We start from the raw sequence: 17,305 nt of genomic DNA, 5'->3' as shown, positions 1-17,305 counted from the left end.
ATGGTTCGGTTAAATTTCTAAACTGAACCCGCCCTAAACACTGTGCCAAAAAGATAAACTTCTCCTAGACACAAGTGTCTTCAGAGAGTTTCCTATTTTGGCTTTGTGTTTTACGGGCTTGGTATCTTAATGATGGAAACATGGCAAGAGTTAAAAGTTACAGTGAAGCGTGAGGGTGAGGAACTAGTCTCCAACCTCTTGATCGAGTTAGGTGCCCAAGGGGTCGCGATCGAAGATAGCATGGACTATGTGGGCAACGTGGACCGCTTCGGTGAGATTTTTCCTGATGTCGAGCAGCAAGAAGAAATCGTGGTGACCGCCTACTACCCGGAAACGGTTGATGTAGCAACAGTTGAAGCGGATTTGCAGGATCGCTTAGCAGAATTGACGGATTTTATGGATCTAGGAGAGGTCAAGATGGGCACGACTGCCTTGGCTGAGGAAGACTGGGCCGACAACTGGAAGAAATACTATGAACCAGCTCGCATCACTCATGACTTGACCATCGTGCCGTCATGGACGGACTATGAGGCGACTGCTGGAGAAAAGATTATCAAGCTGGATCCTGGTATGGCCTTTGGAACAGGAACTCACCCGACCACTAAGATGAGCCTCTTTGCCTTAGAGCAAGTCCTTCGTGGCGGGGAGACAGTGCTAGATGTGGGGACAGGATCAGGCGTCCTTTCTATTGCTAGCTCGCTTCTAGGTGCCAAGGAAATCTTCGCCTATGACTTGGATGATGTAGCAGTTCGCGTCGCTCAGGAAAATATTGAGCTCAATCCTGGTATGGAAAACATCCATGTGGCCCCAGGCGATTTGCTCAAGGGTGTGGAGATTGAGGCAGATGTCATCGTGGCTAACATCTTGGCGGATATCCTTATCCATCTGACAGATGATGCTTATCGATTGGTCAAGGACGAAGGTTACCTCATCATGAGTGGCATTATCAAGGACAAGTGGGACATGGTGCGTGAGTCGGCTGAATCGGCTGGATTTTTCCTTGAAACCCACATGATCCAAGGGGAATGGAATGCCTGTGTCTTCAAGAAGACCAAGGACGTCTCCGGTGTGATTGGAGGCTAGCATGCAGCAGTATTTTGTAAAAGGTTTGGCTAGCTCACCTGTCACCATCGAGGACAAGGAAACCAGCAAGCACATGTTTCAGGTCATGCGCTTAAAAGAAGATGATGGGGTGACTTTGGTCTTTGATGATGGGATCAAGCGCTTGGCGCGCGTGGTAAATGTAGAAGCTCGTCAATTGGAGCTGGTTGAAGAATTGGCTGACAATGTGGAACTACCCATCCAAGTGACCATCGCATCGGGCTTTCCCAAAGGAGACAAACTGGAGTTCATCACTCAGAAAGTGACGGAACTGGGTGCTAGCCAAATATGGGCCTTCCCTGCAGACTGGTCGGTTGCCAAATGGGATGGCAAAAAATTGGGTAAAAAGGTCGAAAAATTAGAAAAAATCGCTCTTGGAGCAGCCGAGCAAAGCAAGCGGAATCTGGTCCCAAGTATCACCCTTTTTGAGAAAAAATCTGACTTTCTAGCTCAACTCGATCAGTTTGACCGCATCGTGGTGGCTTATGAAGAGTCAGCTAAAGAGGGAGAAGCTGCTGCTCTCTTGCAAGCAGTTACTGGACTCGAGAAGGGAGCTAAATTGCTCTTTATCTTTGGACCAGAGGGTGGCCTCTCTCCTGCAGAAATTGAAAGTTTTACAGCTAAAGGAGCAGTCCTTGCAGGACTTGGGCCTCGCATCCTACGAGCAGAAACAGCACCACTCTATGCTCTCAGCGCCGTGAGTGTTGTTACAGAATTAATGAACTAACGAAGTGAAGGAATCGCTTCGTTATTTTTTTACAAAAAACTGTTACGAATGATGAAAGCAAGGTGGATCCCAGAATGATTTTCGAGAAGTATCCGTATATTAAAGTAGCTTCATTGGTTCCCATCTGCTTCTAAAAGTGTTAAAATAGTATCCAAGAAACTGGAGAAAATACATGCCGAAAGAAGAGAATTTAACAGGGGACCAAGTCGTTGCCCTTACAAAAAAATATTTATCACCTGAAGATGTTGCTTTTGTGCAAAAGGCTTTGGTCTATGCGGTTGATTGCCATAATGGACAATTCCGTCAGTCAGGTGAACCTTACATCATTCATCCTATTCAAGTAGCAGGAATCCTTGCTAAGCTAAAACTGGACGCTGTGACGGTCGCCTGTGGCTTTTTGCATGATGTCGTGGAGGATACGGATGCAACCTTAGATGATTTAGAGCGCGAATTTGGTCATGACGTGCGTGTGATCGTCGATGGGGTGACCAAGCTCGGGAAGGTCAAGTACAAGTCCCACGAAGAGCAGTTGGCTGAAAATCATCGCAAGATGCTCATGGCCATGTCTCAAGATATTCGTGTAATATTGGTCAAATTAGCAGACCGTTTGCATAATATGCGTACCCTCAAGCATTTACGCAAAGATAAGCAAGAACGCATTTCGCGTGAGACCATGGAGATCTATGCACCACTGGCCCATCGTCTCGGGATTTCCAGCGTTAAGTGGGAACTTGAGGATTTGTCCTTCCGTTATCTGAACGAAGTTGAATTCTACAAGATCTCCCATATGATGAAGGAAAAACGTCGCGAGCGAGAAGAGTTGGTCGAAGAGGTTGTCCACAAGATCGAGACCTATGCTGGGGAACGCCATCTGCATGGGAAAATTTATGGTCGACCAAAGCATATCTATTCGATCTATCGCAAAATGCAGGATAAGAAGAAACGCTTCGATGAAATCTATGACTTGATTGCCATCCGCTGTATCCTGGATACTCCAAGTGATGTTTATGCTATGCTAGGCTACATCCATGAGCTCTGGAAGCCAATGCCAGGGCGTTTTAAGGACTATATTGCCAACCGGAAGGCCAATGGCTATCAGTCCATCCATACGACTGTATACGGCCCTAAAGGACCGATTGAGTTCCAGATCCGAACCAAGGAAATGCACGAGGTTGCTGAGTATGGGGTTGCGGCTCACTGGGCCTATAAAAAAGGAATCAAGGGTCAAGTCAACAGCAAGGAATCGGCTATTGGGATGAACTGGATCAAGGAGATGATGGAACTCCAAGACCAGTCAGGCGATGCCAAAGAATTTGTTGAAAATGTAAAAGAAGATATCTTGGCAGAAGAAATTTACGTCTTCACACCAGATGGAACCGTGCGCTCGCTTCCGAAAGATTCTGGACCGATCGATTTTGCCTATGAAATCCACACCAAGGTTGGGGAAAAAGCGATTGGTGCTAAGGTCAATGGCCGGATGGTGCCCCTCAATACCAAACTTCGGACGGGAGATCAGGTGGAGATTATCACCAATGCCAACTCCTTTGGTCCGAGTCGTGACTGGCTGACCCTTGTTAAAACTAGCAAGGCGCGCAACAAGATTCGTCAGTTCTTTAAAAATCAAGACAAGGAATTATCTATTAACCGTGGTCGGGACCTCTTGATGGCCCAATTCCACGAGCATGACTTGGTAGCCAATAAGTTCATGGACAAAAAGCACATGGACAAAGTGCTACAAAAATCAAGTTACAAGACAGAAGAAGCCTTGTTTGCGGCGATTGGTTTTGGAGAGATTGGGGCTATTACCATCTTTAACCGCTTGACGGAGGATGAACGCCGGGAAGAAGAACGGGCTAAGGCACGTGCAGAAGCAGAAGAGCTAGTCAAAGGTGGCGAGGTCAAGGTTGAAAATAAAAAAGATACCTTGAAGGTCCGTCACGAAGGTGGCGTGGTTATCCAAGGCGCTTCTGGGCTCTTGATTCGGATTGCTAAGTGCTGTAACCCAGTTCCAGGTGATGAAATCGTCGGCTATATCACCAAAGGACGCGGTGTTGCGATTCACCGTCAGGACTGTATGAATCTCCGAGCTCAAGACAACTACGAGCAACGCTTGATTGATGTAGAATGGGAAGATAACAACACGACCAAAGACTATATCGCCCACATCGATATATACGGACTCAACCGTGCCGGACTTCTGAACGATGTACTACAAGTCCTCTCCAATACAGCTAAGATGGTCTCAACCGTCAATGCCCAACCAACCAAAGATATGAAATTTGCCAATATCCACATTTCCTTTGGAATTCCAAACTTGTCTATGTTGACAACGGTTGTGGATAAGATTAAGAGTGTGCCGGAGGTGTACTCTGTTAAGCGTACCAATGGCTAGTCTTCTGCGAAAATCGACTTCATACTGCGTTAGTTTCGACTGGCCTAACTACAGTTATGCCTGCGTCTCACTGCCTTGTCTGATGTCGATTTTCTTTGAAGAAGCTAGGATGTGCTCAGAACTCTTTTATTGCTTGGTTAGCTCGCCTTGCCGTACTTCAGTACTGTCTTCGTCTCGCTGCCCCGCACTAAAAGTAACTGAACAGCCTTTACTTTTCAGATAATATACCTGCGTCTCACTGCCTTGTCTGATGTCGATTTTCTTTTAAGGTCAGCAGTGAATGCTCAATAGATTTATAAAATAGGATAATAAAATGAAATTAGTAATTCAACGGGTCAAGAGTGCCTCGGTTTCCATTGATGGCCAAGTTTACAATGCGATCCAGCAAGGCTTGCTGCTCTTAGTGGGAGTAGGGCCTGAGGATGACCAGAAGGATTTGGAGTATGCAGTCCGCAAGGTATCGCAGATGCGTATTTTCTCAGATGAGGAAGATAAGATGAATCTTTCGGTCAAAGATATTCAAGGAGAAATCTTGTCGATCTCTCAATTTACCCTCTTTGCGGAGACAAAAAAAGGCAACCGTCCTGCTTTTATAGGGGCTGCCAAGCCAGATATGGCCAGTCAGTTATATGATGCCTTTAATGATCAATTAGAAAAAGAAGTCCCTGTCAAACGAGGGATCTTTGGAGCCGATATGGCGATTGAATTGATCAATGATGGTCCGGTGACGATTTTACTAGATACAAAAAATCCATAAGTAAGAAAACATGCAGTCGGGTTAGACTGCATGTTTTTCGATATAGAGTTGTTGGGCGATCACTTGGTTGATAGAAATTTCTTGTTCATGGATAACTAAGTAATAGAGGCCTGTGTAGTCATCATACCGTTGAAACGCGATGGTATCACCAATTTGGAGATGGATCTGATCTAAGAATTTTAACAATTCATAGGTGTCATAGACTCTTTGCAGAATATACAGACCAGGCTCAGTCGTTTCACTGAGACGGTCTTGGTAGGCTTCGACAAGCCTTTCACCTTTCTTTGGAATTGTCCCACCATGAGGACAGGTCTTAGGATTTCCAAGCATGTGATCCAGCCGGTCGATGAAATGTTCAGAAACGGTATGCTCGAGAACTTCTGCCTCTTCATGGACTTCTTCAGTTGTGTAGCCAAGATTTTTCAGCAGAAATACTTCGATCAAGCGGTGCTTGCGGTAGAGATCAGAGACCAATTGCGAGCCCAGATCTGTTAGTAGATAGCCATGGGTCTTATCTTTCACCAAGAGACCCTCAGAGATCATGCGCTTAATCATCTCGGTCACAGCGGGTGGAGAGACCTGCATGCGACTGGCAATTTCTTTATTACTGATTTTTTCTACTTCTGTGCCAATTTCGTAAATGCACTTGAGGTAATCTTCTTTGTTTGGTGTCATGCTTTCCTCTTTTCTTCGCTCACTTCTAGTATATCAAAAAAATCCTCAAAAACGCTAGTGGAGTAATGAGAATTGTCTCAAGCTCCAAAAGATGGTAGTATAGTAGCATAGAAAGGACAGCATCATGAACAGACGGGAATTAGCGAGACTAGGCTGGAGAGAAAATAGTTTAGCCTATCTAGAGAAGCACTTGCAGGTATACAAAGATCCACAAGCCTACCAAGAACAATACCAGTCTGTCTTTTTCTTTGCCAGTCCTCTGTTTCAAAACATGTGGTTTCAAGAGATCAAGGATCTAACGGAAACTGCTGCCCAAGACTTGCTGAGGGGCGTTATGAAAATTCTCCTAATGCCGAGTGACTTATCTGGAACTTGTGAAGAAACAGCCTTTCTTCTGAGTAGGATGGCTCCAGATTGTCCGCCAGGATCCGACTTTTGGACGGCATTTTCACGCGTCGTGCAGGTCGCCTTTGAAAATGATCCTTTAGCAGATCAGTCGGGAGATCAGCTTTTGAAACGCCAGGTTCACCAGTTGCGCTACCTACTTTCAAGTTACCAGGCACAATGGATTCGGATACATAATGCGAGATCTGGACAGACTGACGAAGAGGCCTTACAAGCTTACCTACAGGAGACTAGAGCTGTCAGGGTGGATGCTTATGCGGCTGCCCGCCTTCATAACAAGGTCTCCCTAAGGCCAGATGGTCACCTTCATTATCCATCAGGGGCCTCCCAACAAGTTAATTTCAAGGTCTTGTTAAATTTTCATACGGAGTATATTCTCGATCAAGCTGGGCATTTTCTCAATGAAGTTGATCCAATAGAAGTTTCTGAAAATGGCATTGTCAATGGTGCCAGTTTTAACTACGGCTTGGCTAGGGGCCGGACCCATAAGGACTTGGATATTGCCCCCGTCAAAGCGTGGGATCCAGCCTTTCGCAAGCGGATCCTCTATCAGCAAGGTGTTCGCTATCTAGCTCCGAAGAATGACCGCGGAGAGCAAGGTTATTGGAGTCGAAAAGGAGTTTTTGCACAGGGAGGTAAGAGCTACAAGCAACAAGTAGCAAAGCGCGTGCGAAGTTTCCTCAGAGGCATCCCTCGCTTACGCTGGCGACTTTTACTCAAGAATGGACTCCACCGGATTTTATAGTAGTCCTCTTTCGGATTGAAGAAATAGGACTCTTAGAAACTTTCCTTAGGTGAGTATGGACGTTAGGTGAAATTATCCAGTGGATGATTTCAGCAATCCACGAAGTTCCATGACTTAGTTTTGAACCTAAAGTTTCAAAACTCCCGAGTGCTAGAAACAATCATGTTTCTAGCACTTTTCTCACGGCGGAAAGTTTCAGTATATGTTGAATGAGCCTAATAGTGTCTACCTCATTTTATTTTTTTTTCTGCATCATTTAGGTTCTTTTACGTAAAAGTAGTTTGTTTATATTAAAAAAAGAGGTCGCAGACCTCTTTTTCGTTTACCCAAGTGCCTTGACGGCTTCGATTGCAGCGTCGTAATTGGGTTCGCTGTTGATGTTGTCGAGGTACTCAACGTAAGTCACCTTGTTGTCTGCATCTAAGACCAAGACAGCACGCGCAAGCAAATGCCATTCATTGATCAAGAGGCCGTAGGCTTTCCCGAAGGAATGGTCGAAGTAGTCTGAGAGCATGATGGCATTTTCGATCCCTTCAGCAGCACACCATTTGCCTTGGGCGAAAGGAAGGTCGACGGAAACCGTCAAGACCACAGTGTCCTCCATGTCAGAGAGGGCCTGGTTGAAGTGACGTGTTTGAGTGGAACAGATACCTGTATCAATAGAAGGGATCACACTGAGAACTTTTTTCTTCCCAGCAAAATCAGCTAAAGATTTCTTTTCAAGAGCTGGAGTGATCAATGAAAAATCATGAGCCATTTCCCCTACTTGAAGTTGAGATCCGGTAAAGGTAACAGGGTTTCCTAAAAATGTTGCCATAAAAAGACTCCTTTTTTTGTTTTTATTGTACCGCAATACCGGAGGAGGGGCCACTGATTTGTTTAGAAATCTAAAGGGTCTACTGACTCAATCCTTCTGCGATCTTGTCTAAGTTCCATTTCATCATGCTGTAGTAGCTATCGCCCTTTTCTCCTTCTTTGGCAATGGAATCAGTGAAGATCTTTGCATAGATTGGGATGTCGGTATCTTTAGACACAGTTTTCATAGGACGTTCATCGACACTGGATTCAACAAAGAGGGCCGGCACCTTGGTTTGACGGAGCTTTTCTACCAGCGTTTTGATTTGGTCAGGTGTGCCTTCTTCTTCCGTATTGATTTCCCAGATATAGGCAGATGGGACGCCATAGGCTTTGGAGAAGTACTTGAAGCAGCCTTCGCTGGTTACGATCATCTTCTTGTCTGCTGGGATGTTATTGAATGCTTGCTTGGCTTCTTGGTCTAGCTTGTTGAGTTTTTCAGTGTAGGCTGCTAGATTTTTTTCGTAGAAGTCCTTATTTTTTGGATCTTTTGCGATTAATTGTTTGGCAATGTTTTTAGCGTAGATGATTCCATTTTCGAGATTGAGCCAAGCGTGAGGGTCTTCTTTTCCAGCTTGGTTTTGGCCTTCTAGGTAGATGACATCGACTCCCTCGCTAACTGCGAAATAGTCCTTGTTTTCTACTTTATTGGCATTTTTGACCAATTTAGTGAACCAAGCATTGCCACCGGTTTCAAGGTTGATCCCGTTGTAGAAGATCAGGTCTGCTTGCGAAGTTTTTTTGACATCTTCTGGTAGTGGTTCGTATTCGTGGGGATCTTTGCCGACGGGAACGATACTGTGCAGTTCGATCTTATCCCCAGCAATATTTTTGGTCATATCTGCAAGGATCGAATTGGTGGTGACCACTTTCAATTTACCAGAAGCTCCAGAAGAAGAACCCTTGCTACAGGCTAGAAGGCCAAATAAGAGCGCTACAAAGAGGGCGAGGACAGAAGCGATTTTTTTCATGTGTTTCTCCTTTAATGAGATGAAAGAGCGTGCTTGTTCTTTCTCTGCTTAGGAGCGATAAAAAAGCTGATGAGAAAGAAGACGGCAGAAGTGAGGACAATACAAGACCCAACGGCGATGTTCAAACTATAGCCAATAAAGAGTCCCAGAACGGATGCAAGAGCGCCTAGGCTAGAGGACAGGAGCATCATGGACCAGAGGCTATTGGCATAGAGATAGGCTGTCGCAGCAGGTGTGATGAGCATGGCGACGATGAGAATGGTTCCGACACTTTGCATAGCAGTAACAGAAACCAATGTCAAAAGCACCATAAGGAGGTAGTGGTAGACCTTGACCCGGACGCCCATGGATTGAGCCAAAACCGGATCAAATGAAGTGAGAAGCAAGGGGCGAAAAAGCAGGACAATCACCAGCAAGACTGACACCCCAACACCGATGGTCATCCACATATCTTGGTCTTGCACGGCCAGGATATTCCCAAAGAGGATGTGGAAGAGGTCGGTGGAACTTTTTGCGACTCCAATCAGGATGACTCCTAAGGCAAGGAAAGAAGAAAAGGTAATCCCTATCGCTGTGTCGCTCTTGATGATGGAGTTACTCTTGATATAGGTGATAAGGATGGAAGCTAGAAGCCCAAAGACAATGGCGCCAATAAAGAAATTGATGCCAAGGATAAAGGACAGGGCCACCCCTGGAAGGACTGCGTGCGAGATAGCATCTCCCATGAGAGACATGCCTCGCAAAATAATGAAGCATCCGACAGCTCCAGCGACAATACCAATGGCAATGGCTGTGATCAGGGCATTCTGTAAGAAGTGGAATTGCTGTAATCCATCGATAAATTCTGTAATCATCCGACTCCACCTCCTATAAAGAGTTCATGCCCATAGGCTGCATGCAGATTCTCCTTGGTAAAGGTTTCCTCTGTTTTTCCAAAAGCGATCAGCTTGCGGTGAAGGAGGAGGACCTGGTCGAAATAAGCTGGGACCTTGCTGAGATCGTGATGGACGATCAGAATGGTCTTGCCTTCTTGTTTCAAGGTCTGAAGGGTCTGCATGATAATGTCTTCGCTGACGGAGTCAATCCCTGCGAAGGGCTCATCCAAAAAGATGACATCTGCTTCTTGGACCAAGCAGCGGGCGATTAGCACCCGTTGGAATTGCCCTCCCGAAAGCTGGCCGATCTGGCGATCTGCTAGATCAAGAAGATTGACAAGTTTCAAGGCATTTTCCACTTTTTGGAGATCTTCTTTACTTTTTCGCTTGAAGATAGAAAGATGGGGATAGAGACCCAGTGAGACACACTCCCGCACCGTGATGGGGAAGTGGAAATCAATAGCGGATTTCTGTTCGACGTAGGCCACTCGTTGAAGAGCTTGGCCGAGATCTTTTTGATCGAGCAGGACCTTTCCCGAATGAGGGAGAAGTCCTAGCATGGCCTTGATCAGGGTTGATTTTCCAGCTCCGTTGGGTCCAAGAATGCCTAGGATGGTTGGACCCTGGATGGTGAGGGAAAGATCCTCCAAGGCCAGTGTTTGCTGGTAAGCAACACTTAGATGTTCAATTTGAATCATGATTTTGCTCCTTTACTATTAATATACATAAATAAAAAAATTAAGTCAAGTTAATTTTTAAAATGATTTAGATTAACTTACTTGTAATCATTGAAAAAAGTTCCTATTTTTGATAAGGTTATTAGAAAAGAATGAAAGCGAGAAGATCATGGTACGTTTACAAGATGATTTTTATGATTACGTCAATGGGGAATGGGCTGAGACAGCTGTGATTCCTGATGACAAACCGTCAACTGGTGGTTTTATGGACTTGATCCAAGATATCGAAAACTTGATGTTGGATATCACTGGAAAATGGCAACGGGGAGAAGAACTGCCTGAAGACAGCATTCTGCAAAACTTTGTCAAATACCATAAAATGGTGGCAGATTTTGATGCACGGGAAGCAGCTGGTGTAGCACCAGCCATGCCCTTGATCAATGAAATTAAGGCTCTGTCTTCTTTTGAAGACTATACCAGCAAGTTGGGGACCTATGAACTAGCTGGCAAACCAAATCTCATGCCATTTATGGTGTCACCAGACTATATGAATGCCCAAATGAATGTCTTGTGGGGAGAAGCGCCGGCTCATATCTTGCCAGATACGACCTACTATGAAGAAGGTAACGAAAAAGGCCCAGAATTACTGGCTATCTGGCGCCAAATGATGGAAAAACTTTTACCTAAATTTGAATTCTCAGAGGCAGAAATCAAAGAAATCCTGGATAAGGTCATTGCGTCGGATGCAGAATTGGCCAAATATATCTTGTCAAATGAAGAAAGATCCGAGTACAACAAACTCTACCATCCTTATGAGTGGGCAGATTTCAAGGCCTTGGTTCCAGAATTGCCACTCGATACTTTCTTTACAGAAGTGATCGGACAAACTCCGGATAAAATCATCGTTCCAGAAGAGCGTTTCTGGAAGGAATTCGCACCAACATTCTATTCAGCAGCCAACTGGGAAACTATTCATGCAAGATTGAAACTCGGTGCAGCCGTAGATTGGACTTTATTCTTGACCGAAGAAATCCGTGTCTTGGCTGGTGAATATAGTCGTACGATTGCAGGTGTTCCAGAACCTCGTCCAAAAGAAAAGGCGGCCTTGTCATTAGCAGAAGTACCATATAGCCAAGCGCTTGGACTCTGGTATGCGGGAGAAAAATTTTCACCAGAAGCAAAAGCAGATGTAGAGCATAAAGTAGCGACCATGATTGACGTCTACAAGGAGCGCTTAGAAAAAGCAGACTGGCTCGCTCCTGAAACTCGCGAAAAAGCCATTGTCAAACTCAATGTCATCACACCACATATCGGCTACCCTGAAAAATTACCAGAAACATACGCCAAAAAGATCATCGATGAGAGCAAGACCTTGGTGGAAAATGCTCAAGCCCTTTACGAAATTTCCATTGCCCATACTTGGAGCAAGTGGAACCAACCGGTTGATCGGAGCGAATGGCACATGCCAGCTAATATGGTCAATGCCTACTATGATCCGCAACAGAACCAAATCGTCTTCCCAGCAGCGATTTTACAAGCACCTTTCTATGACCTTCACCAATCATCATCAGCCAACTACGGCGGAATCGGTGCAGTCATTGCCCATGAAATCTCCCACGCCTTTGACACCAATGGTGCTTCCTTTGATGAGCACGGTAGCTTGAAAGACTGGTGGAAGCCAGAAGATTACGAAGCCTTTACCGCTCGGACTCAAAAAGTCATCGATCAGTTTGAAGGACAAGACTCTTACGGTGCCAAGATCAACGGGAAATTGACCGTTTCTGAAAACGTGGCAGACCTCGGCGGTATCGCTGCAGCCCTTGAAGCCGCTAAGAAAGAGGAAGATTTCTCAGCAGAAGAATTCTTCACCAACTTTGCTCGCATCTGGCGCATGAAAGCTCGGACAGAGTACATGCAACTTCTCGCAAGTGTCGATGTCCACGCACCAGGAAAACTCCGCACCAATGTCCAATTACCAAACTTTGACGAATTCTTTGAAACCTTTGATGTCAAAGAAGGCGACGGCATGTGGCGCGCACCAGAAGATCGTGTGATCATTTGGTAAATCAAGATACTAAGCCCGTAAAAAAAGCGAGAAGAAAATAGGAGATTGACCATGTGGGCCATGCCCACCAGGCAATCTCTCTTTTTCTCGACGGTCGTAAAAAAATAAAAATCCCCAAAGCCAAGTTTCAATCTACTGAAACTAGTTTTGGGGATTTTTGAGTGGATTAGAAATAACAGTGAATGTCATGATCTAAAAAAACTTGCTGGTAGTCATATAAATCTTCTGGATGCAGGGCTTTTATTCCTTCCATTTCATAGCGACGTCCTAAAAGCTTGTATTTGTTTTCTCCAAACTGGTGAAATGGGAGAAGTTGTACTTCATCGATGTTGAGAGAATTAAAAAGGGAAGCAAATTCTTCAGCATCAGTTAAAGAGTCATTGAAATTAGGAATGACTGGAATACGTAAAACGATTGTTTTGTTTTGAGCAAAGGCATAATGAATATTTTTAATAATCAGATGATTGTTGACTCCGACAACCTTCTTATGTTTAAGTGTATTGTAATGTTTAAGGTCTGTATAAATAAAATCAACATACTGAATGAGATCGACAAATTTCTCATGTTCAACAAAAGCTGTCGTTTCGATTGCAGTATGAAGTCCAACTTCTTTCGCAGCTTTTAAGATAGCTTTGGCAAATTCAAATTGAGCGAAGATTTCTCCACCAGACAGGGTAAGGCCACCACCAGATTCTTCGTAGAAGTCAACGTCTTTTAAGACATCATCTATGATCTCGGTAACTGTTTTTTCTTCTCCTGTGATGGTTTCCTTTTTAGTAACAGCATCCAACATTTTTTCAGGATTTGCACGCTGGGATTCAGGATTGGAGCACCATGGACAACGTAGGGGACATCCTTTTAAAAATACAGTAGTTCGGATTCCAGGGCCATCATGGATACTAAAGTGTTGGATATTAAAGATTATGCCGCGATTTTGTTCCATATTTTTGCTCTCCTATCAATCTAGTAAGTCCATTATACATTATTTAAGAAACTAATTCAATTACGAACGAAAGTTTATTTTGTTTTGAATTCACTCGAAAATTTGCTAAAATAGAGAAGAGGTAAAAACAATGCAACGTTTAGATGAAATATTGAAATTAGTATCGGAATTTGAAAAGATTGATGTTAATAGTTTGTCTGAGAAATTACAAGTCTCTAAAGTGACCATTCGAAAGGATTTGGACAAGCTAGAATCCAAAGGATTATTGCATAGAGAACACGGCTATGCTGTTTTAAATAGTGGAGATGATATCAATGTTCGACTGTCCTTTCAATATGATACCAAGAAAAGAATAGCCAGGGAAGCTGCTAAATTAATTAAGGATAACGACACGGTTTTGATTGAATCGGGCTCTACATGTGCCTTGCTAGCGGAAGAAATTTGCCAAACAAAAAAGAATGTCAAGATTGTGACAAATTCTTACTTTATTGCAGATTATATTCAGGAATATGATTCTTGTAAAATCATCCTACTTGGTGGTGAATTTCAAAAAGAATCGAGAGTGACTGTAGGTCCGCTTTTGAAAGAATTAATCCGCTCTTTTAGAGTTCCCTTTGCTTTTGTAGGGGTAGACGGATATGATGACGAACTTGGCTTTACTGGGAAAGATATGATGAGAAGTGAAGTTGTTCAAGCTATGTCCGATGTTTCTAAAGAAGTGATTGTCTTAACAGATTCAAGTAAATTTGGGAAATGTGGAACTGTCAGACGATTTGCACTTTCACAAGTTTCGAGAGTCATAACAGATAAGAATATATCTCAAGAAGCGAAAGAAAAACTTGAGGATTCACAAACAATTTTAACTTTAGTATAAGAAGGAGAAGCCAATTGAAAGATGAACGGAAAAAGTTACTTGCTAAATTAGCCTATCTATACTATGTTGAAGACAAAAGTCAATCGCAAATCGCAGCAGAAACTGGAATCTACCGTACAACTGTCAGCAGAATGCTAGCAGAGGCCAAGAAAGAGGGCGTAGTAAAAATTGAAATCGAAAACTTTGATACTCGCCTCTTCCATTTAGAAAATTATATCAAACAAAAATATGGCTTAAAAGCTATCGAGATTATACCGAATCTAGTTGATGAACCTCGAGAAAGCCTTGAAAAGCGACTGGCGCAAGCAAGTGCGGTCATGCTTCGTAATTTGATTGAAGATGGAATGACAGTCGGATTTTCATGGGGCAAGTCTCTCAGATTAATGGTAGAACAAGTTGGAACGAAGCGCTTGGATGGTGTACAGTTTTATCCCCTAGCTGGAGGTCCCAGTCATATTCATGCTCGCTACCATGTCAATACGCTGATCTACAGTATGGCGAGTAAATTTCATGGGGAATGTCATTTTATAAACGCGAGTGTCATTCAAGAAAATTCTGAGGTGACGGAAGGCATCTTATCTTCTAAGTATTTTGAGGATTTGAAAGCTAGTTGGCGTTGTTTGGATGTTGCGGCTGTAGGGATTGGTGGCTATGCAGATAGCAAGAATCCTCAGTGGTTTGATATGCTGACATCAAATGATTTTAAGAAATTGGAGTCAGAACATGCTGTAGGAGAAGTATGCTGTCGTTTCTTTGATCAAGAAGGTATCCCCGTTTATCCTGAATTACAGGAAAGAACAATATCTATCACATTGGAGGAATTGAGAGAGGTACCAAACACCATCTCTTTGGCCTACGGTGATCAGAAAGCAAAAGCACTTTTATCGGTTTTGAAAGCCAACTATATCAATCATTTAGTCACAGATGAAGCAACGATCTTAAAAGTCTTAGAATTAGATGGTGATCAGCAATTTACTAAAAAATAGGACAGCAGGAATGCAGTCCTTATTTTTTTGAGTTGAATAGCACAAATGTGCAAAAAACAAAAACAATAATCAAATGTTGTGATTTTTATTGACCGGCAAAAATATAAATGGTATATTGACAATAGAAAAAGCGCTTTCAGTAGATTGATAAAGGAGTGTAGTGCACATGGAAATAATTGTTGCAGACCAAATTATTATGGGATTGATTTTAAATGCGGGTGATGCTAAACAGCATATTTACCAAGCTTTATCATATGCTAAGGAGGGCGATTTTACATCTTCTGAAGACGAAATTGCGAAAGCAGATGCAGCATTGCTAGAAGCGCATAACTTGCAAACACAATTTTTAGCCCAGGAAGCAGGTGGGACAAAGACAGAGATTACAGCTTTGTTTGTGCACTCACAAGATCACTTAATGACTTCAATCACAGAGATTAACTTGATCAAAGAAATGATTGACTTACGTAAAGAACTTTCAGCGAAACAATAAGGAGGAAAAGAAGATGAAAATTGGATTGTTTTGTGCAGCAGGATTTTCAACAGGAATGTTGGTAAATAATATGAAGGTGGCGGCTAAGGAATTAGGGATTGATGCTGAAATCGATGCCTATTCTCAAGCGAAATTAGCAGATTTTGCTCCTGAAATCGATGTCGCTTTGTTGGGCCCTCAAGTAGCTTATACTTTGGATAAATCAAAAGCGATTTGTGAGGCAAACCATATTCCTATTGCTGTCATCCCTATGGCAGATTATGGGATGTTGGATGGTAAGAAAGTACTAAATCTAGCTCTAGAATTGCTAGGAGAAAAATAAGGAGGCTTCCCATGTCTAATTTTAATTCTCAGAAAATTATCGCTCCAATCATGCGGTTTGTAAACTTGAAAGGAATTATTGCTCTTAAAGATGGGATGTTAGCGATCCTTCCATTAACGGTAGTTGGTAGTTTGTTCCTGATTATTGGGCAATTACCATTTGAAGGCCTTAATCAGGCTATTGCTAGTGTATTTGGCGATACGTGGACAGAGCCATTTATGCAGGTTTATTCAGGAACATTCGCCATCATGGGCTTAATTTCGTGCTTCTCCATTGGTTATTCATATGCTAAAAACAGTGGAGTAGAACCCTTGCCAGCAGGAGTTTTGTCCCTATCTTCATACTTTATCTTGTTAAAATCTTCTTATGTACCAGCTAAGGGAGAACCAATTGGTGATGCCATTGCAAAAGTATGGTTTGGTGGTCAAGGGATTATCGGGGCTATTATTATAGGTCTGATAGTTGGTGCGATTTATACTGTGTTTATCCAAAGACACATTGTTATTAAAATGCCAGAACAAGTACCTCAAGCCATTGCCAAACAATTTGAAGCGATGATTCCTGCTTTCGTGATTTTCTTACTATCAATGATTGTCTATATCGTATCAAAAGTAGTGACAAGTGGCGGTACTTTCATTGAAATGATCTATGATGTCATTCAGGTTCCTCTACAAGGTCTAACAGGATCACTTTACGGAGCGATTGGAATTGCCTTCTTTATTTCGTTCTTGTGGTGGTTTGGTGTGCACGGACAATCAGTTGTCAATGGTGTAGTAACAGCCTTACTACTTTCTAACCTGGATGCCAATAAATCAATGTTGGCAGCTGGGAAGCTATCCGTTGAAAATGGTGCTCACATTGTAACTCAACAATTCCTAGATAGTTTCCTTATTTTGTCTGGATCAGGTATAACCTTTGGTTTGGTTGTTGCTATGTTATTTGCTGCTAAGTCAAAACAATATAAGGCACTTGGGAAAGTTGCAGCTTTTCCTGCAATCTTCAATGTTAATGAACCCGTCGTATTTGGCTTCCCAATTGTAATGAACCCAGTGATGTTCCTTCCATTTATTATCGTTCCAATTTTAGCAGCGATAATTGTTTATACTTCAATTGCTATTGGGTTCATGCATCCATTCTCAGGTGTGACCCTTCCTTGGAGTACACCAGCCATTATTTCTGGATTTATGGTTGGAGGTTGGCAAGGTGCTTTCGTTCAAGTGCTGGTTCTCGCAACCTCGACTGTCGTATATTTCCCATTCTTCAAATTCCAAGATAATCTTGCCTATAACAACGAATTACAAGCTGAAAAATAGTGCGTTTATTAGGAGTGCACAGATGTGCGACTAGAATAGAATTTATAGGTATTATCCATAATTCATTGAAATTCGTAAAATTTAATGCTACTATAGTTACGAAAGAAAACAAAATAATTTCAAAAGAAAGGT

17 protein-coding genes are annotated in these 17,305 nt (G+C 43.0%); 11 read left to right on the top strand and 6 right to left on the bottom strand.

The features are described 5' to 3' along the window. Window positions 1-132 precede the first annotated feature (132 nt). The 4 genes from prmA (at window position 133) to dtd (ending at window position 4,977) form a co-directional block, all read left to right on the top strand. Window positions 133-1,083, top strand: coding sequence for a 50S ribosomal protein L11 methyltransferase (prmA, locus tag SM123_RS09745; protein ID WP_320910009.1), 951 nt, complete (start codon window positions 133-135; stop codon window positions 1,081-1,083). A 1-nt stretch (window position 1,084) separates the two neighbouring features. Then, window positions 1,085-1,828, top strand: coding sequence for a 16S rRNA (uracil(1498)-N(3))-methyltransferase (locus tag SM123_RS09740; protein WP_320909521.1), 744 nt, complete (start codon window positions 1,085-1,087; stop codon window positions 1,826-1,828). Window positions 1,829-2,000: 172 nt separating this feature from the next. Further along, on the top strand, window positions 2,001-4,220 hold the full coding sequence (locus SM123_RS09735) for a RelA/SpoT family protein (protein ID WP_003013723.1): 2,220 nt from the start codon (window positions 2,001-2,003) through the stop codon (window positions 4,218-4,220). A 313-nt stretch (window positions 4,221-4,533) separates the two neighbouring features. Continuing rightward, entirely contained in the window at window positions 4,534-4,977 is a 444-nt protein-coding gene (gene dtd, locus SM123_RS09730; protein ID WP_049473116.1) for a D-aminoacyl-tRNA deacylase, read from the top strand. 21 nt (window positions 4,978-4,998) lie between these two features. Here the strand turns inward: dtd and SM123_RS09725 are convergent, their stop codons facing one another. Next, window positions 4,999-5,652 carry a metal-dependent transcriptional regulator gene (locus SM123_RS09725; protein ID WP_320909520.1) on the bottom strand — a complete coding sequence of 218 codons (654 nt, stop codon included), beginning with the start codon at window positions 5,650-5,652 and terminating at the stop codon, window positions 4,999-5,001. 124 nt (window positions 5,653-5,776) lie between these two features. On the opposite strand from SM123_RS09725, the gene SM123_RS09720 reads away from it, so the two are divergent. Next, complete coding sequence (locus tag SM123_RS09720) at window positions 5,777-6,802, top strand: DUF3114 domain-containing protein (RefSeq protein WP_320909519.1); 1,026 nt, start codon at window positions 5,777-5,779, stop codon at window positions 6,800-6,802. A gap of 322 nt (window positions 6,803-7,124) precedes the next feature. Here SM123_RS09720 and tpx read toward each other — a convergent pair whose 3' ends face one another. The 4 genes from tpx to SM123_RS09700 all read right to left on the bottom strand — a co-directional run bounded on the left by tpx (window position 7,125) and on the right by SM123_RS09700 (window position 10,201). Next, the gene (gene tpx / locus SM123_RS09715; RefSeq protein ID WP_003014215.1) at window positions 7,125-7,619 is read right to left on the bottom strand and encodes a thiol peroxidase; all 495 of its coding nucleotides are present in this window, start codon (window positions 7,617-7,619) and stop codon (window positions 7,125-7,127) included. Between the two features lie 79 nt (window positions 7,620-7,698). After that, on the bottom strand, window positions 7,699-8,628 hold the full coding sequence (fimA, locus tag SM123_RS09710; RefSeq protein ID WP_320909518.1) for a metal ABC transporter substrate-binding lipoprotein/fibrin-binding adhesin FimA: 930 nt from the start codon (window positions 8,626-8,628) through the stop codon (window positions 7,699-7,701). A gap of 11 nt (window positions 8,629-8,639) precedes the next feature. Continuing rightward, window positions 8,640-9,482 carry a metal ABC transporter permease gene (locus SM123_RS09705; RefSeq protein ID WP_320909517.1) on the bottom strand — a complete coding sequence of 281 codons (843 nt, stop codon included), beginning with the start codon at window positions 9,480-9,482 and terminating at the stop codon, window positions 8,640-8,642. Further along, window positions 9,479-10,201, bottom strand: coding sequence for a metal ABC transporter ATP-binding protein (locus SM123_RS09700; protein ID WP_195487389.1), 723 nt, complete (start codon window positions 10,199-10,201; stop codon window positions 9,479-9,481). The genes SM123_RS09705 and SM123_RS09700 overlap by 4 nt, the downstream gene beginning before the upstream one ends. A gap of 148 nt (window positions 10,202-10,349) precedes the next feature. Between SM123_RS09700 and SM123_RS09695 the strand changes: the two genes are divergently transcribed. Continuing rightward, the gene (locus SM123_RS09695; protein WP_320909516.1) at window positions 10,350-12,245 is read left to right on the top strand and encodes a M13 family metallopeptidase; all 1,896 of its coding nucleotides are present in this window, start codon (window positions 10,350-10,352) and stop codon (window positions 12,243-12,245) included. Between the two features lie 166 nt (window positions 12,246-12,411). On the opposite strand, the gene SM123_RS09690 is transcribed toward SM123_RS09695, so the two are convergent. Further along, the gene (locus tag SM123_RS09690) at window positions 12,412-13,188 is read right to left on the bottom strand and encodes a glycyl-radical enzyme activating protein (RefSeq protein WP_048691616.1); all 777 of its coding nucleotides are present in this window, start codon (window positions 13,186-13,188) and stop codon (window positions 12,412-12,414) included. 130 nt (window positions 13,189-13,318) lie between these two features. Here SM123_RS09690 and SM123_RS09685 point away from each other — a divergent pair, with 130 nt between their 5' ends. The 5 genes from SM123_RS09685 (at window position 13,319) to SM123_RS09665 (ending at window position 17,173) form a co-directional block, all read left to right on the top strand. Beyond that, window positions 13,319-14,062: a DeoR/GlpR family DNA-binding transcription regulator gene (locus tag SM123_RS09685; RefSeq protein WP_048717589.1), complete on the top strand. Its 744-nt coding sequence runs from the start codon at window positions 13,319-13,321 to the stop codon at window positions 14,060-14,062. Window positions 14,063-14,076: 14 nt separating this feature from the next. Further along, window positions 14,077-15,048 (top strand): sugar-binding transcriptional regulator, encoded by a 972-nt coding sequence (locus SM123_RS09680; protein ID WP_049486456.1) that lies wholly within the window; start codon window positions 14,077-14,079, stop codon window positions 15,046-15,048. Between the two features lie 166 nt (window positions 15,049-15,214). After that, a complete protein-coding gene (locus SM123_RS09675) occupies window positions 15,215-15,538 on the top strand; it encodes a PTS lactose/cellobiose transporter subunit IIA (RefSeq protein WP_049486455.1) in 324 nt (107 codons plus the stop codon). Between the two features lie 13 nt (window positions 15,539-15,551). Continuing rightward, a complete protein-coding gene (locus SM123_RS09670) occupies window positions 15,552-15,860 on the top strand; it encodes a PTS sugar transporter subunit IIB (RefSeq protein ID WP_013904534.1) in 309 nt (102 codons plus the stop codon). An 11-nt stretch (window positions 15,861-15,871) separates the two neighbouring features. Continuing rightward, entirely contained in the window at window positions 15,872-17,173 is a 1,302-nt protein-coding gene (locus tag SM123_RS09665; RefSeq protein WP_320909515.1) for a PTS sugar transporter subunit IIC, read from the top strand. Window positions 17,174-17,305: the final 132 nt, after the last annotated feature.

Origin of the sequence: Streptococcus sp. S5 (assembly GCF_034134805.1) — a bacterium.
GTDB lineage: Bacteria > Bacillota > Bacilli > Lactobacillales > Streptococcaceae > Streptococcus > Streptococcus lingualis.
This window is presented reverse-complemented; position numbering and strand designations above follow the sequence as displayed.